Origin of the sequence: Mesorhizobium sp., from assembly GCF_965229135.1 — a bacterium.
In the GTDB taxonomy this organism is placed as follows: Bacteria; Pseudomonadota; Alphaproteobacteria; order Rhizobiales; family Rhizobiaceae; genus Mesorhizobium.
Genome location: NZ_OZ245860.1, coordinates 1,711,748 through 1,736,024 on the forward strand (window position 1 = coordinate 1,711,748; position 24,277 = coordinate 1,736,024).

The 24,277-nt window shown below is 62.1% G+C and carries 24 protein-coding genes; 16 read left to right on the forward strand and 8 right to left on the reverse strand.

Annotated elements, in window-relative coordinates; genetic code table 11:
* Positions 1-8 precede the first annotated feature (8 nt).
* Complete coding sequence (locus ACO07C_RS08425; RefSeq protein ID WP_421913717.1) at positions 9-1,661, reverse strand: pilus assembly protein TadG-related protein; 1,653 nt, start codon at positions 1,659-1,661, stop codon at positions 9-11.
* 454 nt (positions 1,662-2,115) lie between these two features.
* On the opposite strand from ACO07C_RS08425, the gene rpsF reads away from it, so the two are divergent.
* From rpsF to ACO07C_RS08485, 12 genes are all read left to right on the forward strand, one after another.
* On the forward strand, positions 2,116-2,616 hold the full coding sequence (gene rpsF, locus ACO07C_RS08430) for a 30S ribosomal protein S6 (RefSeq protein ID WP_192181295.1): 501 nt from the start codon (positions 2,116-2,118) through the stop codon (positions 2,614-2,616).
* Positions 2,616-2,864 (forward strand): 30S ribosomal protein S18, encoded by a 249-nt coding sequence (gene rpsR, locus ACO07C_RS08435; protein WP_006203718.1) that lies wholly within the window; start codon positions 2,616-2,618, stop codon positions 2,862-2,864. The genes rpsF and rpsR overlap by 1 nt, the downstream gene beginning before the upstream one ends.
* 253 nt (positions 2,865-3,117) lie before the next feature.
* On the forward strand, positions 3,118-3,702 hold the full coding sequence (gene rplI / locus ACO07C_RS08440) for a 50S ribosomal protein L9 (protein ID WP_421913718.1): 585 nt from the start codon (positions 3,118-3,120) through the stop codon (positions 3,700-3,702).
* A 190-nt stretch (positions 3,703-3,892) separates the two neighbouring features.
* Positions 3,893-5,182 carry a class I SAM-dependent methyltransferase gene (locus tag ACO07C_RS08445; protein ID WP_421913719.1) on the forward strand — a complete coding sequence of 430 codons (1,290 nt, stop codon included), beginning with the start codon at positions 3,893-3,895 and terminating at the stop codon, positions 5,180-5,182.
* A gap of 84 nt (positions 5,183-5,266) precedes the next feature.
* The gene (locus ACO07C_RS08450) at positions 5,267-5,590 is read left to right on the forward strand and encodes a YnfA family protein (protein WP_421913720.1); all 324 of its coding nucleotides are present in this window, start codon (positions 5,267-5,269) and stop codon (positions 5,588-5,590) included.
* Between the two features lie 3 nt (positions 5,591-5,593).
* Entirely contained in the window at positions 5,594-6,562 is a 969-nt protein-coding gene (locus tag ACO07C_RS08455; RefSeq protein ID WP_421913721.1) for a small ribosomal subunit Rsm22 family protein, read from the forward strand.
* Between the two features lie 305 nt (positions 6,563-6,867).
* Complete coding sequence (locus ACO07C_RS08460; RefSeq protein ID WP_421913722.1) at positions 6,868-8,358, forward strand: replicative DNA helicase; 1,491 nt, start codon at positions 6,868-6,870, stop codon at positions 8,356-8,358.
* Positions 8,359-8,441: 83 nt separating this feature from the next.
* Positions 8,442-9,845 (forward strand): DNA repair protein RadA, encoded by a 1,404-nt coding sequence (gene radA / locus ACO07C_RS08465; RefSeq protein ID WP_421913723.1) that lies wholly within the window; start codon positions 8,442-8,444, stop codon positions 9,843-9,845.
* Positions 9,846-9,872: 27 nt separating this feature from the next.
* The gene (locus ACO07C_RS08470; protein ID WP_421913724.1) at positions 9,873-10,532 is read left to right on the forward strand and encodes a CvpA family protein; all 660 of its coding nucleotides are present in this window, start codon (positions 9,873-9,875) and stop codon (positions 10,530-10,532) included.
* A gap of 93 nt (positions 10,533-10,625) precedes the next feature.
* Positions 10,626-12,095, forward strand: coding sequence for an amidophosphoribosyltransferase (gene purF / locus ACO07C_RS08475; protein WP_421913725.1), 1,470 nt, complete (start codon positions 10,626-10,628; stop codon positions 12,093-12,095).
* 91 nt (positions 12,096-12,186) lie between these two features.
* Positions 12,187-12,927: an SDR family NAD(P)-dependent oxidoreductase gene (locus ACO07C_RS08480; RefSeq protein WP_421913726.1), complete on the forward strand. Its 741-nt coding sequence runs from the start codon at positions 12,187-12,189 to the stop codon at positions 12,925-12,927.
* A gap of 166 nt (positions 12,928-13,093) precedes the next feature.
* Complete coding sequence (locus tag ACO07C_RS08485; RefSeq protein WP_227348258.1) at positions 13,094-13,315, forward strand: hypothetical protein; 222 nt, start codon at positions 13,094-13,096, stop codon at positions 13,313-13,315.
* 82 nt (positions 13,316-13,397) lie between these two features.
* Here ACO07C_RS08485 and ACO07C_RS08490 read toward each other — a convergent pair whose 3' ends face one another.
* A complete protein-coding gene (locus ACO07C_RS08490; protein WP_421913727.1) occupies positions 13,398-13,904 on the reverse strand; it encodes an OsmC family protein in 507 nt (168 codons plus the stop codon).
* Positions 13,905-14,141: 237 nt separating this feature from the next.
* Between ACO07C_RS08490 and ACO07C_RS08495 the strand changes: the two genes are divergently transcribed.
* On the forward strand, positions 14,142-15,029 hold the full coding sequence (locus tag ACO07C_RS08495) for a DMT family transporter (protein ID WP_421913728.1): 888 nt from the start codon (positions 14,142-14,144) through the stop codon (positions 15,027-15,029).
* A 95-nt stretch (positions 15,030-15,124) separates the two neighbouring features.
* Positions 15,125-16,018, forward strand: coding sequence for a DMT family transporter (locus ACO07C_RS08500; RefSeq protein ID WP_421913729.1), 894 nt, complete (start codon positions 15,125-15,127; stop codon positions 16,016-16,018).
* Positions 16,019-16,145: 127 nt separating this feature from the next.
* Here the strand turns inward: ACO07C_RS08500 and ACO07C_RS08505 are convergent, their stop codons facing one another.
* Positions 16,146-17,009, reverse strand: coding sequence for a LysR substrate-binding domain-containing protein (locus ACO07C_RS08505; protein ID WP_421913731.1), 864 nt, complete (start codon positions 17,007-17,009; stop codon positions 16,146-16,148).
* A 112-nt stretch (positions 17,010-17,121) separates the two neighbouring features.
* Between ACO07C_RS08505 and ACO07C_RS08510 the strand changes: the two genes are divergently transcribed.
* On the forward strand, positions 17,122-17,529 hold the full coding sequence (locus tag ACO07C_RS08510; RefSeq protein ID WP_421913732.1) for a tautomerase family protein: 408 nt from the start codon (positions 17,122-17,124) through the stop codon (positions 17,527-17,529).
* A 127-nt stretch (positions 17,530-17,656) separates the two neighbouring features.
* Complete coding sequence (locus ACO07C_RS08515) at positions 17,657-19,873, forward strand: AMP-binding protein (protein WP_421913733.1); 2,217 nt, start codon at positions 17,657-17,659, stop codon at positions 19,871-19,873.
* A 3-nt stretch (positions 19,874-19,876) separates the two neighbouring features.
* Here the strand turns inward: ACO07C_RS08515 and pssA are convergent, their stop codons facing one another.
* The 5 genes from pssA to ACO07C_RS08540 form a co-directional block, all read right to left on the reverse strand.
* Positions 19,877-20,692, reverse strand: coding sequence for a CDP-diacylglycerol--serine O-phosphatidyltransferase (gene pssA / locus ACO07C_RS08520; protein WP_421913734.1), 816 nt, complete (start codon positions 20,690-20,692; stop codon positions 19,877-19,879).
* 2 nt (positions 20,693-20,694) lie between these two features.
* A complete protein-coding gene (locus ACO07C_RS08525) occupies positions 20,695-21,393 on the reverse strand; it encodes a phosphatidylserine decarboxylase (RefSeq protein WP_421913735.1) in 699 nt (232 codons plus the stop codon).
* 148 nt (positions 21,394-21,541) lie between these two features.
* Positions 21,542-21,889 (reverse strand): antibiotic biosynthesis monooxygenase, encoded by a 348-nt coding sequence (locus tag ACO07C_RS08530; protein WP_421913736.1) that lies wholly within the window; start codon positions 21,887-21,889, stop codon positions 21,542-21,544.
* 106 nt (positions 21,890-21,995) lie between these two features.
* Entirely contained in the window at positions 21,996-23,882 is a 1,887-nt protein-coding gene (locus tag ACO07C_RS08535) for an ABCB family ABC transporter ATP-binding protein/permease (RefSeq protein ID WP_421913737.1), read from the reverse strand.
* Positions 23,883-23,887: 5 nt separating this feature from the next.
* The gene (locus ACO07C_RS08540) at positions 23,888-24,226 is read right to left on the reverse strand and encodes an ArsR/SmtB family transcription factor (protein WP_421913738.1); all 339 of its coding nucleotides are present in this window, start codon (positions 24,224-24,226) and stop codon (positions 23,888-23,890) included.
* Positions 24,227-24,277 lie beyond the last annotated feature (51 nt).

The window sequence follows — 24,277 nt, forward strand, 5'->3', positions numbered from 1 at the left end:
CGCCCAAATCAGTTGGTCAATTGCAGCTTGGAGAACTTGTTGGCAATCTGCTGGAATACGTTCGGCAGATTGCTCGGATCGTTGACGGCATAATAGTCGGTCGGGTTTGACGCGCAGGCGCTATAGAGGGTGCGGTTGGCGGCGGTGTCCGATTGCAGCACCATCGTATAGATCTGCGCCCCCTGGCTTTTGAGCTGGGTACAAACGCTTTTGGTCCAGCCGTCGACATTGCGCGCGGCCGTCGTCTGGTTGTCCGATCCGAAGCGCCCGCCCGCCAGGTAACCATAGGATGTATAGTCGGACTTGGTCGGCTGGTTGCTGGCGCCATAGACAACGTTCTCACCGTCCGTCAGCAACATCACGACCTTGCTGACACCGGGCGTCTTCCACGGCGTGCCGTCCGTATAGGGCGGATCAGGCGAGAGCACTCGCATCCCCCAGGACAGACCCTCCGACACGTTGGTGCCCGAGCCGTTCCATTCGGTCATGTCGCTGGCGGCCTTGCGCAGCTTGTCGAAGTTATCGGTCAACGGGACAATCGGCGTCGGGCAAGCACGGTTCGGGCCGACCGTGACAGCCGTGTTTGCCTCCGTGATGATCTTGTTGGCAGGCGCGACATATTTCGCGACCTTCTCCATATTGGCGCCCAGGAGCATGTCGACGATACCGCCGACGAGGCCACCCAGATCGATGCCGAGGATGTTGCCGCCCGACTGCGCAAGTTTTGTCTTGTCGCTGACGTCATCCAGATAGGAATTGTTGTAAGCCGTCGCCGAGTTGCCGTAGGAGCCGGATGGCTTCTTGGCAACATCGGGATCATCAGGCGCGAAGTATGGCACGAACAGCGTGTCGGGCCGGGACGGATCGGGCGGCGTATCGGAGATGTTGTAGGCGCCCGGCCGCGCTTCCACGCAGCCCTTCCAGCCTGTGCCGTTCCAGCCGGTCCTCTTGGCGGCCGGCACGTCCTGCTGCAGCTGCTTGAACAACGCCATATGGTTGGGTCGCTTGCCGTCAATGACTGGAAAATTGACGCCGTTGGTGGACGATTTTCCATCCATGTCGATCCATGACGGATCGAAGCCCTCGCCATTGACATTGACCGCGGTGACAAAGGGGACCAATGACACACGCACCTTGCGTGTCGGCGATTTGACCGCTTCGAGGTAGTCCAGCAATGATTTTGTCGCCTGCCGCAACGCGGTCATGCGCGCGCCGGCCATGGAGCCGGTATTATCCAGGACCAGCACGACTTCGAGCTGATTGTTGGATTCGACCGCCGAAGCATCGGCGGTGATGTGTTTTTCGCTTCCGAACAGAAACGCGAAGTTCAGATTGACGTCCGCCGACGCGACCGCCTTGGTCTTGACGAAGTTGACGCCCTTGTCGACGTTCAGCGTCGCCACCGCGTTGCCCAATTCGGCATGGCCAGCGATATTGGCCTGAAAGTAGCGGTTGAAGGCATCCGGGCGCGTGACGTCGAGGTCACCGAGGTGCGAGGACGCAAGGTTGGCGGCATCGAGTGCGTTCTGCAGATTGCTCTTGGCTCTCATCAGGGTCGAGACGTCCGAGGCGAAGGCCACGGCCGTCAGGATCGCCGGCAGTCCAAGAGCCAGCAGCAAACTGAAATTGCCGCTCTTGGAGCGACAGAAATTCTTGAGCATCCTTACCCCCGGACGTGCCCAGTCTTCCGCATCATGCGCGGTTGTCCTGATCTCCTGCGCTCATCCTGGTGAATTGATCGTTGATAAAAGCGTGCAATCGCACACAACCTGACGTAGTGGTTAAGGGCAGGTTTCCGGCAAACCCTTGAAACCTGCCCCGCTCCGCGACAAAAGGGACGCCATCTGAAACGTGGTCGCCCTTGCCTTCCCCGAGGATTGCTGTATAGACGCCCGCAATCTGCCGGTCCTTGCTGGGGGCTGAACGGAGGGCCGGAGGTTTTCCAAACCTTCGTGTGGAACCAGAAGCGTTTCCGCCTCCCGTGTCTCCGCTCTCGACCGTCTCGTCATGCTCCTTTCTTCCCCTTTCCCTCATCGGGACCAGTGGGTCAGAGAAGTTGCAGAGGCTTTTGCCGCCGGGACCGGGAGAGAAACGAAGAAAGGCTAGAGATACAATATGGCTCTTTACGAACATGTGTTTCTTGCTCGGCAGGACCTCTCGCAGCAGCAGGTCGATGCGCTTGTCGAACAGTACAAGGGCGTCATCTCCGCGAATGGCGGGTCCGTCGGCCGGGTCGAGAACTGGGGACTGAAGTCCCTCACCTACCGGGTCAACAAGAACCGGAAGGCTTACTACACGCTTATGGACCTTAACTGCCCACCGGCAGCGCTCAACGAGATGGAGCGCCAGATGGGCCTGTCCGAGGACGTGCTGCGTTTCCTGACCGTCAAGGTCGAGGCGCATGAGGAAGGTCCGTCGGCCATGATGCAGAAGCGCGAAGAGCGCTCCGAGCGTGGCGGCTTCGGCGACCGTGACCGCGGCGATCGCGGCCCTCGCTCGTTCGGCGACCGTGACCGTGGCGACCGCGGCGATCGTCCGCCGCGCAGCTTCGGCGATGCCGGTGGCGATCGCGGTCCGCGCCGTCCGCGCGAAGGCTTTGAAGGGGGTGCAGAATAATGGTCGACATCAATCAGATCCCGACCCGGCGTCCGTTCCATCGCCGCCGCAAGACCTGCCCGTTCTCAGGCGCCAATGCGCCTAAGATCGACTACAAGGACGTGCGTCTGCTGCAGCGCTACATTTCCGAGCGTGGCAAGATCGTGCCTTCGCGCATCACCGCCGTCAGCCAGAAGAAGCAGCGTGAGCTCGCCAAGGCGATCAAGCGCGCCCGCTTCCTCGGTTTGCTGCCCTACGTGGTTCGCTAATTTCTCCGACACGGGCGGCTTGCCGCCCGTGTCGCCTCACGGCGACGGGCGCCGCGAGGTTACTTGACGACGCATGTCGTCGGTCCAAAGCCGGGAGACCAGTTTTGGGCGACATGCATTGAAATCCCGAGTTGAGGGCAACCTCTAACTGCCGCGACAGGCAGGACAGCGACACCGGCGGCGACGCCCCTTTTGCTTCCTGACCTGTTCCATCGAATTCGGCGCTCGCGCGCCCAACTGAAAGGAACAAACCATGGAAGTCATTCTTCTCGAACGCGTTTCCCGCCTCGGCCAGATGGGCGATACCGTCAAGGTAAAGGACGGTTTCGCCCGTAACTTCCTGCTCCCGCAGGGCAAGGCGCTGCGCGCCAACGAAGCCAACAAGAAGAAGTTCGAAGGCCAGCGCGCCCAGCTCGAGGCACGCAATCTCGAGCGCAAGTCCGAGGCGACGCAGGTTGCTGAAAAGCTCGACGGCAAGAGCTTCATCACCGTCCGCTCGGCGGGTGAAACCGGCCAGCTGTACGGTTCGGTGTCGACGCGCGACATCGCCGACCTGCTGACGGCGGAAGGCTTCTCGGTCGCTCGCAGCCAGGTTCTGCTGAACCACCCGATCAAGACAATCGGCCTCACCAATGTTGCGATCGCGCTGCATCCGGAAGTCGAAGTCACGATCACGCTCAACATTGCCCGCACGGCCGACGAAGCCGAACGCCAGGCCAAGGGCGAGACACTGACCACCGCCGAAGCGATCTACGGCGACGACATCAACGACAACGCCCGGCCGGAGAACTTCTTCGACCCGAATTCCGAATTCGAAGGCGACGAAGACAACGCATAACGATGTAACGAGACAGAGCGCATCCGGAAGGATGCGCTCTGCTGTCATTTGCATCCGACCGGTACCAGTCATTCTGGACCAATGCCCGGGTTCCTCGCCCGGGCATTTTTGTGCCAAATGGAACTTTTCGAACCCCTATATATTGATGCAGAGTAGGACAGCCTGTCTGACCGAGAGGGGACATTTGGTCATGAATATTCTGTTGAAGCGCGTTCTCGACCGCCTGGTGCGCACCGGCAATCTCAAGGTAACCGGTCCCAACGGCTCGACAGTTGTTTTCGGCGACGGCAGCGGCGAACCGGTGCACATGCACATCAAGACAGCGCATGCCGAGCGCGCCATCACCTTCGATCCGATGCTGGCGGTTCCGGAAGCCTACATGGACGGCGAACTCGACATTCTCGATGGCGGTGTGCTGGGCGTGATGCGCATCGCTTTCCAGAACATGGGCAGCGGCGGCATCGATGCGACGTGGTCCAAGGCGATCGAGGGCCTGCGCCATGCTTTCCGCCGCCTTCAACAGATCAACACGACGTCGCGTTCGCGCCGCAATGTGCAACGGCACTATGACCTGTCCGGCGACCTATACAGGCTCTTTCTCGACGAGGACATGCAGTATTCCTGCGCCTATTTCGAGCAGCCGGACATGACGCTCGACGAGGCGCAGGCCGCCAAGAAGCGCCACATCGCGGCAAAGCTCAGGCTAAAGCCCGGCCAGACCGTGCTCGACATCGGCTCGGGCTGGGGGGGTCTAGGCCTTTATCTCGCCAAGGCTTTCGATGTCGATGTGCAGGGCGTGACGCTATCCACCGAGCAGCATGGTGTCGCAACCGACCGCGCCCATGCGCAAGGGCTCGAAAGCCACGTGCATTTCGAACTCAAAGACTATCGAGAGCTCAACGAACGCTTCGATCGCATCGTTTCGGTCGGCATGTTCGAGCATGTCGGAGTCAACCATTTCCGAACCTTCTTCGACAAGTCGGCGACGCTGCTCAAACCGGATGGCGTCATGCTCTTGCATACGATCGGCCGCTCCGGCGTGCCGTGGGCGACCAGCGCCTTCATCCGCAAATACATCTTCCCGGGCGGCTATATTCCCTCGCTCTCCGAGGTGATGCCGGCGATCGAGAAGTCGGGTCTCGTCGTTACCGATATCGAGATCCTGCGCCTCCATTACGCCGACACCCTGAAACACTGGAGCCAACGCTTTGCCGCCAACCGCGACAAGGCCAAGGCGATCTATGACGAGCGTTTCTGCCGTATGTGGGAGTTTTATCTGGCAGCATCGGAAGCCGCCTTCCGCTGGCAGGATCTGGTGATCTTCCAGATCCAGATCGCCAAGAAGAACGACACGCTGCCGATGTCGCGCGACTATATCGGCAAATGCGAAAAAGCCCTGGAGATGCGCGACATGGGCCACCGCGAAAAGGCACCGGCGGCCGCCAAGCCCGCACGCCGTCGCAAGATGGCAGACAAGTAACGGGCCGCGGCGGCAGCTATTGCCGCTTGCCATTGCCGGCCACTGCCCTGAAAAAGGTCTCGCCAACGCCGCGAGACCTTTTTGATGAATTACATCCTCTATATCGCCGCTGCCCTTGCCGAGATTGCCGGCTGTTTTTCGGTTTGGGCATGGTGGCGGCTGGAAAAATCGGCGCTATGGCTGCCGCCCGGCCTCGTGTCGCTCATCCTGTTCGCATGGCTGCTGGCGCTGGTCGACACGGCGGCCGCTGGCCGCGCCTATGCCGCGTATGGTGGGATCTACATCGCGGCCTCGCTGACATGGCTGTGGCTCGTGGAGGGCGTGCGCCCCAACCGTTGGGACCTTGCCGGTGCGGCGTTTTGCCTGATCGGCGCGTCTATCATCTTGCTCGCTCCGCGGGGGGCATAGACCATGGAACTTCCCGCCCGGCTCCGGCAGGCCGTCGACATCATGCTAGAAAACGTTCCCCTGTCCGCGCTCAAACAAGCCGCCAGGTTGCTTTCGGACCGCTATCGCGCCGAATTGCGGGATGGCCGTCTGCACATGGCGCAGGACATGGCCGTAAAGGCATATCTGGCGACGCGGCTGCCGGCGACCTACGCCGCTGTTCGTGCCAGCCTGGACGCCCTCGAAGAATCAAGACCAGCGTTCACGCCCAGGACATTACTTGATGTCGGCGCCGGGCCTGGCACTGTGCTTTGGGCCACGACCGATCTGTGGCCCGACCTGCAACAGGCGACGCTGGTGGAAGCCAGCAACCCGGCGCGCAAGGTTGGCGAGAGGATGGCCGCGGGAGCGATCACTTCCGAGATCACCTGGCTTGCCGGGGACATCACCATTGACCTGTCCGACGTCAAACCGGCCGACCTCGTCACCGCGGCCTATGTGCTGGACGAAATCGCGCCGGCATCGCTGCCGAAGCTCACCGAGCGGCTCTGGCAATTGACCGCCGACACGCTTCTGATCGTCGAGCCGGGCACTCCCGCAGGCTGGCAGCGCATTCTTGCGGTGCGCCGGCAACTGATCGAGGCGGGCGCGCATGTGCTTGCCCCTTGCCCGCATGACGCGCCCTGCCCGCTCGCGCCGCCAGACTGGTGCCACTTTGCCCGCCGCGTTGCCCGTTCGCGCTTGCACAGGCTTGCGAAGGATGCCGAGGTGCCATGGGAAGACGAGAAATACATCTTTGTCGCCGCCTCTCGTCAGCCCGCTGCTTCTCGTCACGCAAGGGTGATAGCGCCATCCAAGTCCGGTTCCGGCAAAATTCAGCTCAAGCTTTGCAAAGAAGATGGCACCGCCACCGAGACGCTGTTCACCAAGCGCGACGGTGACATGTTCAAGCGCGCCCGACGCCTGGACTGGGGCGACACGCTATCGGATTAGTGTTCGATCTCTTCTCGATCCGACATGCCGGCCGGCCGAGCGCCGGTTCCTGGAAGCTAGTCCAGCTGAGCTCCACACCGACGTCACAGCTTTTCCGCTTTATCAGGAGAGCGTTCAATTTTCTTGTTTTGTTCCAAACGCGGCGATATCGTTGCCACTCGATTCGTCAATCGAATTTCGCGTGCATTGCAGAGTAATTTTTTCGATGCTGTGAATCGCGGGCACAAGCGGGATAAGTCGAAGTTTGTTTATGCCCCGCCAATCGTCTCTGCTAGCGACGGGTCGGGATCAAGATCGGGGGTATCATGGCAGAAGCGGCGCGAAAATTCGGCGTGGCGGAAACACCGCTCTATCGCGAGGCACCGAACAACATCGAGGCCGAGCAGGCGCTGCTGGGCGCGATCCTCGTCAACAATGACGCCTTCTACCGGGTCTCCGACTTCCTGAAACCCAGCCATTTCTATGAGCCGCTGCATCGCAAGATCTTCGAGATCGCGGCCGAGTTCATTCGCATGGGCAAGGTGGCGACGCCGATCACGCTGAAGACCTTCCTGCCAGCCGACGAGAAGGTCGGCGACATGACGGTCGCTCAATACATCGTGCGGCTGGCGGTCGAGGCCGTCACCGTCGTGAACGCGACCGACTATGGCCGCGCCATCTATGACCTTGCCACGCGGCGCGCGCTGATCACCGTCGGCGAGGACATGGTCAACATCGCCTATGACGCACCGGTGGACATGTCGCCGGCCGAGCAAATCGAGGACGCTGAACGCCGCCTGTTCGAACTGGCCGAAACCGGCCGCTACGATGGGGGTTTCGAAAGCTTTTCCGATGCCTTGAAAACCGCCGTCGACATGGCTGGCGCCGCCTATATGCGCGACGGCCATCTGTCCGGTGTTTCCACGGGCCTGCGCGATCTCGACCATCGCATGGGCGGTCTGCAGCCGTCCGACTTGATCATCATCGCCGGCCGCCCTGGCATGGGCAAGACCTCGCTTGCCACCAACATCGCCTACAACATCGCCGCCGCCTATGAGCCGGCGCCACAGGCGGACGGTTCGTTCAAGGCCGCCAATGGCGGCGTCGTCGGCTTCTTCTCGCTGGAAATGTCGTCGGAACAGCTGGCAACCCGCATCATCTCCGAGCAGACTGAGATACCGTCTTCGAAAATCCGACGCGGCGATCTCACCGAAACCGATTTCGCGAAGCTCGTTGCCTATACCCAGGAAAACCACAAGCGGCCGCTGTTCATCGACCAGACCGGCGGTATCTCGATCGCCCAGCTGTCCGCCCGCGCACGGCGCCTGAAGCGTCAGCGCGGACTTGATGTGATCGTCATCGACTATATTCAGCTGATGCAGGGCTCATCCTCGAAATCCTCGCAGAACCGCGTGCAGGAGATTACCGAGATCACCACTGGATTGAAGGCGCTTGGCAAGGAACTGAACGTTCCGATCATTGCCCTTTCCCAGCTCTCTCGTCAGGTCGAAAACCGCGACGACAAACATCCGCAGTTGTCCGACCTTCGTGAATCGGGCTCGATCGAGCAGGACGCCGACGTGGTGCTGTTCGTGTACCGAGAAGAATATTACATCAAGAACAAGGAACCGGAGAAGGACACGCCCGAACACCTCGCCTGGGAAGCAAAAATGAACGAGTGCCAGGGCAAGGCCGAAGTGATCGTCGCAAAGCAGCGCCACGGGCCCACGGGTACTGTCAGCCTGGCGTTCCAGGGCGAGTTCACCCGCTTCTCCGACTTGGCCGAAGAGCATCATATTCCGGAGAGGTTCGAGTAGCCTTTGGCCTGCCTTTCATTTCGCCTCACCATAGTGACGCCCAGGCTGACGGAACGCCGTGTGTTTCGCGCAGGCCGCGCCTGATGGCCAAATCGCGCGTTCAGTTCATCTGTCAGAATTGCGGCTCCGTGCACCAGCGCTGGGCCGGCAAATGCGATGCCTGCGGGGAATGGAACACCCTCGTCGAGGAAGGTACCTCTGGCGGCATCGGCTCCGGACCGGCCAACACGCGCAACGCGCGCAAGGGTCGCGCCGTGGTGCTGACCACGCTGTCTGGGGACATCGAGGATGCACCGCGCATCATCTCTGGCATCGGCGAGCTTGATCGCGCCACCGGAGGCGGTTTCGTGCGCGGCTCCGCACTCCTGGTCGGTGGCGATCCCGGCATCGGCAAGTCCACGCTGCTTACCCAGGCCGCCGCGGCACTCGCGTCAAAAGGCCACCGCATCGTCTATGTGTCAGGCGAAGAGGCGGTGGCACAAATCAGGCTTCGGGCGCAGCGGCTCGGGGTTGCGTCGTCACCTGTCGAACTGGCGGCCGAGACCAATGTCGAGGACATCCTGGCAACCATCGCCGATGGTAAGCGCCCGGACCTCGTCATCCTCGATTCGATCCAGACGCTGTGGACCGACCTCGCCGATTCGGCGCCGGGCACCGTCACCCAGGTTCGCGCCGCCGCGCAGGCGATGATCCGCTATGCGAAATCCACGGGCGCCGCCATCGTGCTGGTCGGCCATGTCACCAAGGAAGGCCAGATCGCCGGTCCGCGCGTCGTCGAGCATATGGTGGACGCCGTGCTCTATTTCGAAGGCGAAGGCGGCCACCATTACCGCATCCTGCGCACCGTGAAGAACCGCTTCGGCCCCACCGACGAGATCGGCGTGTTCGAAATGTCCGACAAAGGCCTGCGCGAAGTCGCCAACCCGTCCGAGCTTTTCCTGGGCGAGCGCCATGCCAAATCACCCGGAGCGGCTGTTTTCGCCGGCATGGAAGGGACGAGGCCGGTGCTGGTCGAGATTCAGGCGCTGGTCGCGCAATCGTCGCTCGGCACGCCGCGCCGAGCGGTGGTCGGCTGGGATGGCTCGCGGCTATCGATGATCCTTGCGGTTCTCGAAGCGCATTGCGGTGTCCGTTTTGGCCAGCATGACGTCTATCTGAACGTCGCGGGCGGCTATCGCATTTCGGAACCCGCGGCCGACCTGGCAGTCGCGGCTGCACTGGTTTCCTCGCTCACCGGCCTTGCCCTTCCGGCCGATTGCGTCTATTTCGGCGAAATCAGCCTTTCGGGCGCCGTGAGGCCGGTTGCGCATGCGCAATCGCGCCTCAAGGAGGCCGAAAAGCTGGGTTTCGGAAGCGCGGTTCTGCCATCGGGCAGCGGGGAACTTGCCGGGGGGATAGGGGCCGGTTCCTTCCAGCCCACCGAGCTTGCCGATCTCGTCGCACGCATAGCCGGCACACGCCGCAGCCGCGTGGACGAGGAAGAGTGATGCGGCTCATGGAGTGGGGCGAAAGACATGCCGATTACGCTGCTTGACGGAATTCTCGTCGGCTTCACCCTGGTGTCGGCGATGCTCGCCATGGTTCGCGGTTTCTCGCGCGAAGTCCTTTCGGTGGTTTCCTGGGCAGCAGCAGCTGCTGCCGCTTTCTTCTTCTACAAGCCGCTTCTGCCCTACATTCAGCCGCATATCGACAATGACAAGATCGCCATGGCGGCTTCCGCCGGCATCGTCTTCATCGTCGCGCTCATCGTCGTCAGCGTCATCACCATGAAGCTCGCCGACTGGATCATCGATTCCAGGATCGGCGCGCTCGACCGCACACTCGGCTTCCTCTACGGCGCGGCGCGCGGCATCCTGGTTGTCGCCGTCGCCCTGATGTTCTTCAATTGGCTTGCCGGCGCCAAGGCCCCGGCCTGGGTCGCCGACGCCAAGTCGCGGCCATTGCTCGAATCGATTGGCACCAAGCTTGAAAGCCTGATGCCCGCCGATACGGAAAATGCAATCCTCAAGAAGCTCAGCTCGAAGGCTGGCGCCGGAGCGCCGGCAGCCCCGGCTGCCGATGCTCCCGCCACAGGCGACGATGCCAACACCCCGGCGCCTGATGACAACGACGCGGCGCCGGGCGACAATGCGCCTGCAAATCAGGCACCAGCCAACACCGCGCCGGCAAACTGACTACAAAAAGTCGATGATGGTGTGAATGGCTGATCGGTGCGCGTTGCTTTCGACGCGAACCCGCACTATATGGCGATTTTAGCGGAGCTTAAGATGGCAGACGCAGACGACGTGCTTTCCGCCGAAGCCGACGATCATTTTCACGACGAGTGCGGTGTGTTCGGTATTTTTGGCCGGCAGGACGCCGCGGCCATCGTGACACTTGGACTGCACGCGCTGCAGCATCGTGGCCAGGAAGCGGCCGGCATCGTTTCTTATGACGGCACGCAATTCCATGTCGAACGTCATGTCGGCCTGATCGGCGACACCTTCACCAAGCAGCGCGTCATCGACAGCCTGCAAGGCAACCGCGCCATCGGCCACACGCGCTACGCCACCACGGGCGGCGCCGGCATGCGCAACATTCAGCCATTCTTCGCCGAACTTGCCGACGGTGGCTTTGCGATCGCTCACAATGGCAACCTCACCAATGCCATGACCGTTCAGCGCGCATTGCAAAAGCAGGGCGCGATATTCTCCTCCACCTCCGACACCGAGACGCTCCTGCATCTGGTCGCGACCAGCAAGGAACGCGACCTCAATTCGCGCTTCATCGACGCGGTACGTCAGGTCGAAGGCGCCTTCTCACTGGTGGCGATGACGGCCAAGAAGATGATCGGCTGCCGCGATCCGCTCGGCATCCGCCCGCTGGTGCTGGGCGACCTCGACGGCGCCTGGATCCTGGCCTCCGAAACCTGTGCGCTCGACATCATCGGCGCGCGCTTCGTGCGTGACCTGAAGCCTGGCGAGATGGTGGTCGTCACCTCCAAGGGCATTGAGAGCCTCTTTCCGTTCGAGCCGCAGAAAACCCGCTTCTGCATATTCGAATATGTCTACTTCGCCCGTCCCGATTCGTCGGTCGAGGGTCGCAATGTGTATGAGGTGCGCAAGCGCATCGGCGCCGAACTGGCACAGGAAAATCCGGTCGAGGCCGATATCGTCGTGCCGGTGCCCGATTCGGGAACGCCTGCCGCCATCGGTTTCAGCCAGGCCGCCGGCATTCCGTTCGAGCTCGGCATCATCCGCAACCACTATGTCGGCCGCACCTTCATTCAGCCAGGCGATTCGATCCGCCACATGGGCGTCAAGCTCAAGCACAATGCCAACCGCCGCATGATCGAGGGCAAGCGCGTCGTGCTGGTTGACGATTCGATCGTGCGCGGCACCACCAGCCAGAAGATCGTGCAGATGGTGCGTGACGCTGGTGCCAAGGAAGTGCACATGCGCATCGCCTCGCCGCCGACACGCGCATCCTGCTTCTATGGCGTCGACACGCCTGAAAAGTCGAAGCTGCTCGCGTCTCGCATGTCGATCGAGGAAATGGCCGAGTTCATCCGCGTCGATTCGCTCGGCTTCCTCACCATCGACGGTCTCTACCGCGCCGTCGGCGAGGCAAGCCGCGACAACGACCAGCCACAATTCTGCGACGCCTGCTTCACCGGCCAATACCCGACCCGCCTGCTCGACTTCGAAGGCCACGACAATGTGCGCACGCTGTCGCTGCTGGCGACGAGCGGATCGTAGGGTTGCCGCACCACTACTCGCCTTCCTCTTTGCACTTCCCTGCCCCGTCGGGCATGGGAGTGTTTACTTTTTGCCAGTCGGATTCCTGCCCATGACTCTCGACCTTTCCGGCCGCGTCGCGGTTGTCACCGGCGCCTCGCGTGGCATCGGCTACTTCATCGCCAGGGAACTTGCCGCCGCGGGCGCCCATGTCATAGCGGTTGCCCGCACGGTCGGCGGACTGGAAGAACTCGACGACCAGATCAAGGCCGCCGGTGGCCAGGCGACGCTGGTGCCGCTCGACCTCGCTGACATGGCCGGCATCGACCGGCTGGGCGGTGCCATCCACGAGCGATGGGGCAAGCTCGACATCCTGGTTGCCAATGCGGCAGTGCTCGGCGTGATCTCGCCGATCGGCCATATCGAGGCGAAGACCTTCGAAAAGGTCATGAACATAAACGTCACGGCGACCTGGCGCCTGATCCGTTCCGTCGATCCGCTGCTGCGTCTTTCCGATGCCGGCCGCGCCATCGTGCTGAGTTCAAGCCTCGCCCATTCCGCGCGGGCTTTCTGGGCCCCCTATGCCGCATCGAAGGCGGCTATCGAGGCCATGGTGCGCTCCTGGGCACATGAGACGCAAAGCCTGCCGCTGCGGATCAATGCCGCCGACCCTGGCGCCACCCGTACCGCCATGCGTGCGCAGGCCGTGCCCGGCGAGGACCCGGAGACGCTGCCGCATCCGTCCGAAATCGCGAGGCTCATCGTGCCTCTCGCCAGTCCTGAGTTGCAACAAACCGGGCAGATCTTCCAGGCCAAGTACAATCGCTTCGTTTCCTACCGGCAACCGGAATAGCAGCGGGCAGCCGACGATTCGAAGCGCCGCGGTCTTCCTTCACGCGGCTGTGACATGGTGGCGGGAAGCCGCGAACCCGGTCACGCTTTCGCCACCCCGACGAAGTTGATAGATTCGGTTCGACTCCAACTACAGCGCCCGAACCGGGCAGAAGAAGGAAACTCCCATGGCTTCGACGACCGTAGCGTTGGTCTGGTATCTGGTAATCGCCGGCCCAGGGGGCGGTATGGCCGTTCTCCCCAGCACCTTCGACAAGCGCGAACAATGCACCGCCGCTGTCGCCGAATATCAAAAGCAGCCGACGCCGGCCGGCTGGTCGCTGCAGTGTGTGCCGAGCGCGTCGCCGTTTACCGACGAGGGCGACAACGAAGTTCCCTCGGCGCAATAAACACACGACGTCGAGATCGATGGGCTGCGTGTGACCGACAAAGCCGCGGGCGCACGCATTTCAATGAATGCCGCAACGCTTTTCAGCGTTTCGCGCTCACCGTGAGTTCCGGCTTCTGATTGATGGTCTGGAACACCACGCAATAGCGTTCAGTCAGCTTGAGCAGCGTGTCGATGCGCTCCTGCGGCTCATTGGTGTCGAGGCTGAACTTGAGCCTGATGGCGCGGAAACCGACCGGCGCATCCCTGGCGACGCCAAGGGTACCGCGAAAGTCGAGGTCGCCTTCAGCCTCGACCGTCGCGGCACCGAGCTTGAATTCCAGCGCCGTCGCCACCGCCTTGAGCGTCACGCCGGCGCAGGCCACCAGGGCCTCGAGCAGCATGTCGCCCGAGCACAGCTCAAGCCCAGAACCACCGGTCGCCGGATGCAGTCCCGCGACCGCAAGCGCCCTGCCCGTCTCGACCTTGCAGGCAATCGACTGGTCATCGATCGAGCCCTTCGCCGTGAGCGTGATGAGCGCACGCTCCGCATCGTTGCGATAGATCTCCTTCAGCGGTGCCTGCATGGCCTTCAATCCGGTCGCGTCCATTTCCAATCCTTTCGGCAACTGCTTGCTGTGACCGCGGATGCGGTTGGCCCAGCGGCGCGGTACAGAGGGAGATCTGCCTGCACCCCAAGGCGATGCAACTCCTGCCCCAACGCAAGCCCACGACTGGCGTAGCGCGAGCTCGTTTTTCGCCCGTATAGCGTATCGATAAGAAGCCTGATTATCAAAGTCTTCGCTTTGCCTCTTCGCACTCATTTCCCCTGAGCAGGCCCGCGCCGCATGGCCGACATTGCCATTCTTGAAACACGCGAAAGGGTGCTGGCCGGCATCCTGTTCACGGGCGCGGCGTATTTCCTTTTTTCCACGCAGGATGCTTCGATAAAGCTTCTGGTTGCCGGCATGACCGTTTGGCAGGTGATGTTCTTTCGCAGCATCACGATCCTGGTGGGATGCGCGGCAATCGGCGGGCGTCGCCTGTTCGAGGACACTGTGCGGTCGTCCGTCCTCTTACCCATGTTCCTGCGCAGCGTACTTACGCTTGCCGCCTGGATATGTTTCTACAACGCCGCCAAAAGCCTGCAACTGGCCGAACTCACCACCATCTATTACGCGGCCCCTATCATCATCACGGTGCTTTCCGTGGTGATGCTTGGCGAGAAGGTCCCTGCCGTGCGCTGGCTTGCGGTGTTCCTGGGCTTCGCCGGCGTCTTCGTCGCTTGCGACCCAACCCGTCTCGGACTGTCGATGCCGGTGCTGCTGGTGCTGGCCGCCGCCGTTCTGTGGGCCATCGCCATCATTCTGATGCGCAAGACCTCGCTTGCCGAGCGCACGATGATCCAACTCGTCTTGAGCAATGCCTTTTTCCTGGCGTTCTCGGCGGTGCCGACCTTCTTTTTCTGGCAGGCGATAACGTGGGACCAGATGCTGCTGCTGGCTACCGTCGGCGGGCTAGGCGGCATCGCGCAATATCTTCTGTTCGAAGGCATGAAGCGCGCGCCCGTATCGATCCTGGCGCCGCTCGAATACACATCACTGATCTGGTCCTTCGCGCTGGGCTTTGCGATATGGGGAGATGTGCCGCGCCCCGAAGTGTTCATCGGCGCGGCAATCATCGTCTCGGCAGGCCTGCTGATCGTCGGCAACGAACGTTTTCGCAAGAGGGCGTAAAACTCCGCGGGCAACCCCACCCAATTGGTCCTTGCTGACAGCAGGGTGTCAGTACGGGCTGGACTAGTATCCGACATGGCGAAGGATTCATGAGCATGCGCGGCAACAGCACCTCAACCGAGCGAACCCTGGGCATCGTCCTGGTATCGGCGTCGGCGGCCGTGTTCGCCCTTACCGGGGTGCTGACCAAATCCATCCACGCCGATCCGCTGACCATCATCTGCTGGCGCGGCTTTGTCGGATCGATCCTGATCACGCTCTATGTGCTGTGGCGCCGGCAACGCTCCGGCGGCCGTGAAAGCCTGCGCCTCGGCTGGCGCGGATGGCTGCTGGCGGTCGAGGGGGCCCTGGCCAGTATTGCCTTCATCTGCGCCTTCAAGTTCACCTTCGTCGCCAATGTGGCGATCATTTACGCCACCGCCCCCTTGGTCACCGCCCTGCTTGCCTTCGTGCTGGTCAGGGAGCGGTTTCGCCCGCAGACGATGATTGCGGCCACGGTCTCGCTCTGTGGCGTGGCGATCATGGTCTGGTCCGGTTTCGGCACCGGCAACTTGTTTGGCGATTTTCTTGCTTTGCTGATGACGATCGGCAGCGCGCTCTACATGATCATGGTTCGCGCCTTCCGGCAGACGCCGGTGGTGTGGGCGGGTGCCGTGTCTGCGTTCCTTCTGTTCGTTCTGGGCTGGTTCGTCACCAAACCGCTGGCGGTCTCACCCAGAGACATCGTCCTGCTCGTGACCTTCGGGGCGTCGTTCGCGCTGTCATCCATATTGTGGACTGAGGGGGCACGGCTCATTCCGGCTCCCGAAGCCGGCCTGCTAGGCTCGGCCGAAGTGCCTTTCGCCGTCCTGTTTGCCTTCCTTTTCCTGTCGGAGGTTCCTCCTGCCACCAGCATGATCGGCGGCGCCATCGTACTATGCGCCGTGATCGCCCATGCCGGACGCGACTGGCTGACGACAAGGCAACAACGCGCGGCGATCCCGATCTGAAAATTTCGCGGTGTCGCGGAACCATCATGTGTTTGAGGCATTGTTGTCGCGACGGGCACCCCAAGTCCCCCCAAACCCCTTGCCCGTCCTACCTCCAGCCGACCGCAAGGTCGGCTTTTTCTTGCGCTCAGCCGAAGCCGCCAGATGAGGCAAGACGATCGCTGATCAGCGCCGCCAGATCACGGGCGGGAGATTGCGCTTCATCACGCAGTCTTATGGCGAATTCGGCAACAGGCACCTGGGGCAGTCGCAACTCGCGCGGCGCCCTGACGATACCGGATTGCGCAAACCGCGCCGTTCTCAGCGTCAGCGCGATGCCGGCACTCACCGCCGTGCGCAGGCCGGCGAGGCTGGCGCTGGTCGCCGCGATGCGGTAGCGCCGCCCTGCCGCGTCAAGGGTGGCGATTGCGGCATCGCGAAAACCGCAATGCGGATCGAGCAGTGCCAGCGGCACATCGTCCTGCCGCGACGCCAGACCCTTTTGCGAACACAGCCAGACCATCGGCTCCCTGAGGATGCCGACTTCGTCCGGCGTCGGGAACTGGCGCATGGCGATCGCCAGATCAAGAAGGCCGGACTGCAGCGCTTGCGCAAGTTCTACCGAGCGGCCAACGCGCAGCTCGATCCTGACGCGCGGATGGCTGACTGCGAACGCCCTCAGCAGATCAGGCAGACCGCTGTCGGCAAAATCCTGTGTCGTGCCGATAGCGACCCGGCCGTCGGCTCGCACCCCTTTGAGGGCAAGCCACGCCTCGCTGTGCACGGACAGGATATGCCTCGCATGACCGACAAGATCTTCGCCGGCCGGCGTCAGTCCACGTCCGCGCCCCTGCGGCATCAGCAGCGCTTCGCCAACAATCTCCTCCAGCCTCTGCATCTGTGCCGTCACCGCCGAAGGGGAGCGGCCGACCATAGATGCAGCCTGCGCCAAACTACCGCCATCGACGAAGGCGAGGAATGTTTTGAGGAGGTCAGGATCAAGCAATTGCATACTTTGATAATATCGAATCTTCACTTAAAAACAATTCGATTTTTTTGACTCGCGGATGGTGACATCGTGCTTTCAACGGCGATCAGACGCCGCTCAAACAAGGAGAAGGAAAATGCCTATCATCAACATCAGCGTCACCGGCAAGCCTGACGCCGCCCTGTCCGCCAGAATCGCCAACGAAGTGACCGGGATCACCGCCACGCAGTTGCGCAAGGATCCCACGATCACCGCGGTCGCCATATCCTACGTCGATCCGCAACACTGGTTCGCCGGGGGCAAGTCATTGGCTGAGCATGGCGCAAACACCTTCTGGTTGGACATCAAGGTGGTCGACGGCACCAACACAAAGCTTGAACTGGAAGCCTATCTCGAGGCGATCTTCGCGGCTTTCGGCCGCATCCTCGGCTCAGTGCATGAGGAAAGTTATGCCTTCGTGCATGAAGTGCCGGCTGCCGCTTATGGCTATGGGGGCAAGACGCAGGAATTCCGCTTCATCAGCTCGAGGTTGAAAGCGGCATAGCGCCTTCTTCCTCCTTGAGGGGCCAAGCAGGAGCGCTCCCTTCCGCATTGACCTTGACCCCACATCGTCTAGGTTCGTGCCGAAGCGGCCGCCAAGAGCCGCGGAGCGAGAACGGGAGGGATGCGGCATGATCCTGACGCTGGCGCTGCTTGCCGGGCTGATTGCAGCCTGGCTGATGATCGCAGTGGTGGAAAGATTCCGGCTCGGGCTGCGCTTTGCCCAGGCCCTGCTCTATGTGCCGTTCAAGCTCGCCTACCGGATCGCGGACGATCGTATCAAGGTCGCTCGCAAAGCCCAAGCCCCGGTCATTTACGTGATCTCGCATCAATCGCGTATGGAACCGGCACTGATGCTGTCGCTGTTGCCGCAAGACACGCTGCATATCCTGGACGACGCCTCGGCGAGGTCACCCTGGCTGGAGCCGTGGCGCGAGCTTGGCCGCACCATTGCCTTCAACACCGAACATGTCTTCGTCAGCCGCCGTCTGGTGCGTGTGCTGAAGGGCAAGGGCCGACTTGCCGTCTATCTGCCTGATGCGGTCGAGCCGGATGTGAAATCATTCCGGCTGTTTCGCGCCGTCACCCGCATCGCCATGCAGGCCGACGCGCGCATCGTACCGATCTTCGTCAGCGGCGCGCGTTACCTCCCGGTATCGCTGACACCCGCGGAAACCGTACCGCGTCGTTGGTTTCCGCGCCTCTCCATCAGCGCACTTGAGCCGATGAGCATCGCCGAACTGGTGGCGCGAAACCCCGACCAGGCATCCAACACCAATGCCCTGTTTGATCGTTTCGCCGAGGCTCGCTTTGCCGCCACCGATCTCGACCGCGGGCTCTTTCTCGCCATGCGCGACGCCGCCGACCGCGTCGGCGCCTCTCATTCGATCATCGAGGACGTCATCAGCGGCGCGCTGAGCTATAGAAAACTGTTCATCGGCGCCCGGGTGCTGGGCCGTCGGTTCGAAGCCATCACCGCGCCGGGCGAAGCGGTTGGAGTGCTCCTGCCCAACGCAAACGGCGTCGTGCTGACGCTGCTCGGCTTGCTGTCGGGCGGACGGGTGTCGGCGATGATCAACTACACAGCCGGCCCGGCGAGCGTCACCGCCGCCGTCCGCACGGCGGTCATCCGTACGGTGGTCTCGTCTCGCGCCTTCATCGAGAAGGCCGGTCTCGCCGACATTGTCACGGCCGTCGAAACAGGCGGCGCGAGGTTGCTTTGGCTGGAGGATCTGCGCGAAAGCGTGACGACGCTGGACAAGCTGACGGCCGCCGTTCTCTGGCGCTGGCCGTTGCAGCCACAGAATGCGGACAAGCCGGCAGTGATCTTGTTCACCTCCGGATCGGAAGGCACGCCCAAGGCCGTGGTGCTGTCGCACAAGAACCTGCTTGCCAACGCCATGCAGGCCGAGGCCCGGATCACCATCTCGCCGGCCGACATCCTGCTCAACGTATTGCCGGTCTTCCACTCGTTCGGGCTGACGGGCGGCACCATCCTGCCATTGGTGACCGGGGTGAAACTGTTCCTCTACCCCTCGCCGCTTCACTACAAGATCATCCCCGAAATCGCCCGCAAGGTCGGGCCGACCATCATGTTCGGCACCGACACGTTCCTCGCCAACTATGCCCGCACCGCCAAGGAAGGCGATTTCTCAAGCCTCCGTTTCGTTGTCGCCGGCGCCGAGGCGGTGAAGCCGGAAACACGGCGTGTCTATCGCGAGCGCTTCCAGGCCGAGATCATCGAGGGGTTCGGCCTGACCGAAGCCGCGCCCGTTGTGGCCGTCAACACCGCGATCCATGGCCGCGACGGTACGGTCGGCCGGCTCTTGCCGGCCATGCGCATGAAACTCGAGCCTGTCGAAGGCATAAGCGATGCCGGGCAATTGTGGCTTGACGGCCCGAACATGATGATGGGCTACATGACCGCCGATCGCCCCGGCGAATTGCAGCCGCTGACCGGCTGGCACGACACGGGCGATATCGTCGCCGTCGATCGCGAAGGCTTCATAACAATCCGTGGCCGAGCCAAGCGCTTCGCGAAGATCGCCGGCGAGATGGTGTCGCTGGGTGCGGTCGAGATGCTGGTGCAGTCGCTATGGCCCGAACAGCGCCACGCGGCGGTCGCGGTGCCCGACAAGCGCCGGGGGGAGCGCATCGTTCTGGTCACCACCGCCGAGGACGCCGACCCGGAAGAATTGCGCAGGTTCGGCAGACAGGCAGGCGCGGCCGAGTTGATGGTGCCAAATGACATCGTAAAGGTGAGGGAAATTCCTGTGCTGGGCTCCGGCAAGACCGACTATGTCTCAACCCGCAAGCTGGCGCTCGACAGGCTTGGAGTCGCCGCGTAGCGGTCAGCCAATATCCGAGGGCGGCACCTTCTCGCCTTCAATCCTGGCGCGCTTCGAATAGGCACGCACGCTGAACGGCAGGAAGACCAGGTAGCCCGCGACCGACGCCGTCAGCGTATACCACGGATAGGTCATCAGGAGCAGGATGTAGAGGACGACGCCGAGGATGATCGGCAGCACCTTGTCGCCGGGTATCTTGAAGCTTTTGCCGGAATAGACCGGCAGCCGGCTGACCAGCAGGAAGGCGACCAGTATCGTGAAGCCGGTTGCGACAAAAGCTGTCGGCCGGGTTGGTTCGACTCCGAGCCGCAGGAATGAAAGATAGAGCGGCAGCATCACCAGCACGGCGCCCGCCGGCGCCGGCACGCCGACGAAATATTCGCTCTGCCATGACGGGCGATCGATTTCCTCATCAAGCACGTTGAAGCGGGCGAGCCTCAACCCGCAGGCAATCGCGAACAGGAGCGCGGCGATCCAGCCCGGCGAGCCGGCCTGGTCGAGCATGAAAGCATAAAGCACCAAAGCGGGCGCCACACCGAAATTGACGATGTCGGCCAGGGAATCCATCTGCGCGCCGAATTTCGATGTCGCCTTCAGCATCCGCGCCAGACGCCCGTCGATGCCGTCGAGGAAGGCGGCGAGCAGCACCATCACCACCGCGGTCTCGAAACGGCCTTCGAAACCGAAGCGGATGCCGGACAGGCCGGCACAGATGGCAAGCACGGTGACCAGATTCGGCAGCACCATGCGCATCGGTATTTCACGAATGCGCGGGCCGCCGCTGCCATGCGCCTCGAATTTCTTGAACGGCGCGCCCACGGTCAGGAAATCCGTACGAGAGGTGTTCCTGCTACGCCACCGAATTCGGCCAGCACGGTCTCGCCACCAACGGCCGTCTGGCCGACAGCCACGCGCGGCGTGGCGGTCGACGGGAGGAACACGTCGACGCGCGAACCGAATCGGATCAAGCCAAAACGCTCGCCAACGGCGATCGTGCCGCCGGACTCGGCCCAACAGACGATGCGCCGCGCCACCAGGCCGGCGATCTGCACGGCGGCGACAACGCCGTTCGGACTTTCGATGACCAGGCCATTGCGCTCGTTCTCCGTGCTTGCCTTGTCGAGTTCGGCATTGAGGAATTTTCCTGGCCGATGCTCGATCCTGGAAATGCGCCCGCGCACCGGGGCGCGGTTCACATGGCAGGAAAAGACATTCATGAACACCGAGATACGGGTCATTTCGCCATTGCCAAGTCCAAGTTCGCGTGGCGGGACGGCCGGTCCAACCGCCGATATGATGCCGTCGGCGGGGCTCACGACCAAACGGTCGTCAACCGGCGTGACACGCTCGGGGTCACGGAAGAAATAGATACACCATGCCGTCAGTATGAGACCGATCCAGAACAGGATCGACGAGAAATAGCCAAGGAAAAGCGTTGCCGCGCCAAAGGCGGCAATGAACGGATAGCCTTCGCGATGGATCGGAACGAACGCATTCTTGATCGTGTCGACGAGGCTCATCGGTTGAAAACAGGCTCCATTTCAGGTCCGGCCTGTCTATCGGAAACCCCCGGCCGCCGCAACGCGACAATCAGACTGTCAAAGGCGGCAGCCATGCAGCCAGCGCATGCACCGCGTGGTAGCGAAAAGCTGTCATCCGCGAGCCTGACTAGAAACCGGGAATGCGCTGGTAATTGGCGATGTCCGCGCGGACGCCCAGCCGGGTGAGCGTTTCCTGAGGATTGAAACCGACAAGCGCCTGCGCCGCCTTGACGATTGGCACGACATTGTCGATGGCCGCCTGGTTCTCCCACTCGACAATTGTGACGAGATTGAACTCGCCCGGGCCCGAGAACTGCTCGAGCAGGAAATCCTGCACGAACCCGTCTTGCAGGCGCAGCAATTCATGCGTCGCGCTGACCTTGCGGAGTATCTCTTCGCGGGCCTCGGCCGGGACGACGAACTTGTCCACCCTGAACACGCTGCTGTCGCCAAACTGTTGATCTGGTTGATCCATTTTGCATACCTCCGATGACTAAAGGGCACAATCGGCACCTTCAATCGGAGGTCTACAATCTCAACTTAGGTTGAGGTCAAGCGGAAATCGGAACCTTTCTTGGCAGTCAGCTCACCTCGGATGTGCGACGGCGAACAATGACACCCAGCTCGTCGCCCTCACGCGCGATGCGCAGCCGTTCTTCGGCTTCTGTCGCTTCCCGCTGGCGATCCCACATGGAGGCGTAGAGGCCGCGCTTGCGCATCAGCTCCGCGTGCGTGCCACGTTCCGCGATCTGGCCGTCCCGAAGAACGATGATCTCGTCGGCTGTGATCACCGTCGACAGCCGATGGGCGATCACGATCGTCGTGCGACCGCGACTGACCAAGTCAAGCGCGGCCTGGATTTCCTGCTCGGTATGGCTGTCCAGCGCCGAGGTTGCCTCGTCGAGCATCAGGATGGGCGGCGCCTTCAGGATGGTGCGGGCAATCGCCACGCGCTGCTTCTCGCCGCCGGAGAGCTTCAGTCCACGCTCGCCAACCATCGAGCGATACCCCTCAGGCAAGCGCTCGATGAACGGCCCGATCTGGGCCAGTTCAGCCGCCTTGCGCACATCCTCCTCGCTGGCGCTGGTGCGGCCGTAGCGGATATTGTAGGCGATGGTGTCGTTGAACAGCACCGTGTCCTGCGGCACCATGCCGATGGAGGCACGCAGGCTCTCCTGCGTCACGTCGCGAACATCCTGACCGTCGATCAGCACCGCTCCGCTCTGGATGTCGTAGAAGCGGAACAAGAGCCGCGAGATCGTCGACTTTCCAGCGCCCGACGGCCCGACAATGGCAACGGTCTTGCCGGCCGGCACCTCGAAACTTACGCCCTTCAGGATCTTGCGGTTGGGATCGTAGGAGAAATGCACGTCGCGGAATTCGACCTTGCCTGCGCCGACGACCAACGGCTTGGCATCAGGCTTGTCGACGATCTCCTGAGGTACGTCGAGCAGGTCGAACATCTGCTCGATATCGGTCAGGCCCTGGCGGATTTCGCGGTAGATGAAGCCGATGAAATTGAGCGGTACCGAAAGCTGCACCAGCATGGCGTTGATGAAGACGAAATCGCCGACCGTCTGGGTGCCGCGCTGGACCTCCAATGCCGACATGCACATGACAACGACGGTGCCGATACCAAAGATGATGCCCTGACCGAAATTCAGCCAGCCAAGCGACGTCCAGATCTTGGTGGCCGATATCTCGTAGCGCGCCATCGAACGGTCGAAGCGCTCGGCCTCCATGCTCTCATTGTTGAAATATTTGACAGTCTCGAAGTTGAGCAGGGAGTCGATCGCCTTAGTGTTCGCATCGGTGTCGCTGTCGTTCATGTCCCGGCGGATACCGATGCGCCAGTCACTCGCCCTGACAGTGAACCAGACATAGAGCCAGACCGTGACCGCGACGACGACCACATACTTCCAGCCATAGGTGTAGGCGAAGATGCCGGTGGTCAGCGCGAACTCCAGGATGGTCGGCGCGGTGTTGAGCATGATGAAACGGACGATCGTCTCTATGCCCTTGGTGCCGCGCTCGATGATACGCGACAGGCCGCCGGTGCGCCGCTCCAGGTGAAAACGCAGCGATAGCTGGTGCATGTGCACGAAGGTGCGGAAAGCAAGCTGGCGCACGGCGTATTGCCCGACGCGGGCAAACAGCGCGTCGCGCAACTGGTTGAAGCCGAGTTGCACCAGCCGCACGACATTGTAGGCGACCACCAGCATGACCGGCGCCAGCAGGAACGACGGCAGCGGCGGCACCGACTTGGCGTCGCCGGCCAAGGCGTCGGTTGCCCATTTGAAGAAATAGGGGCCGGCGACGAGCGTCAGCTTGGCGACAACCAGCAAGAGCGTCGCCCAGGTGACGCGCGCCCTGAGGTCGGCGCGATCGGCCGGCCACATATAGGGCCATAGATTGAGCAGCGTCTTGAAGGTCGAGCCTGAGTCGGCGGAGACGGTTTTTTCGGCCATTTTTCTTATCTCTTATTGTCGGCACAGCAGGAATTGACGAGCGCGGCCAGCGATGCGGAAACACCGGCCAGCGCGTCATGGTCAAGCTCATAGCGAGAGCGTTGCCGGTCCGGCGCGAACCGGACCAACCCGGCCTCGACCAGGACCTTCAGATGCTGCGACACGGTGGATTGCGCCAGGTCGAGATGATCGACCACGTCCCGGCAACAGCAGGAATTGCTGGCCGAGAGATGTTTCAGTATCTCGATGCGCGCCGGATGCGACAGGGCGGCAAGCCGGGCGGCTACGGCGCGGCTTTCCGGCGCGCCGCAATTGCGGTCAGGTCCTAGGCGGGATTCGGTCATCGTTCATCGGCGATAAACGATGACCTGTTCCATCGCAACCTGCCCTGATGG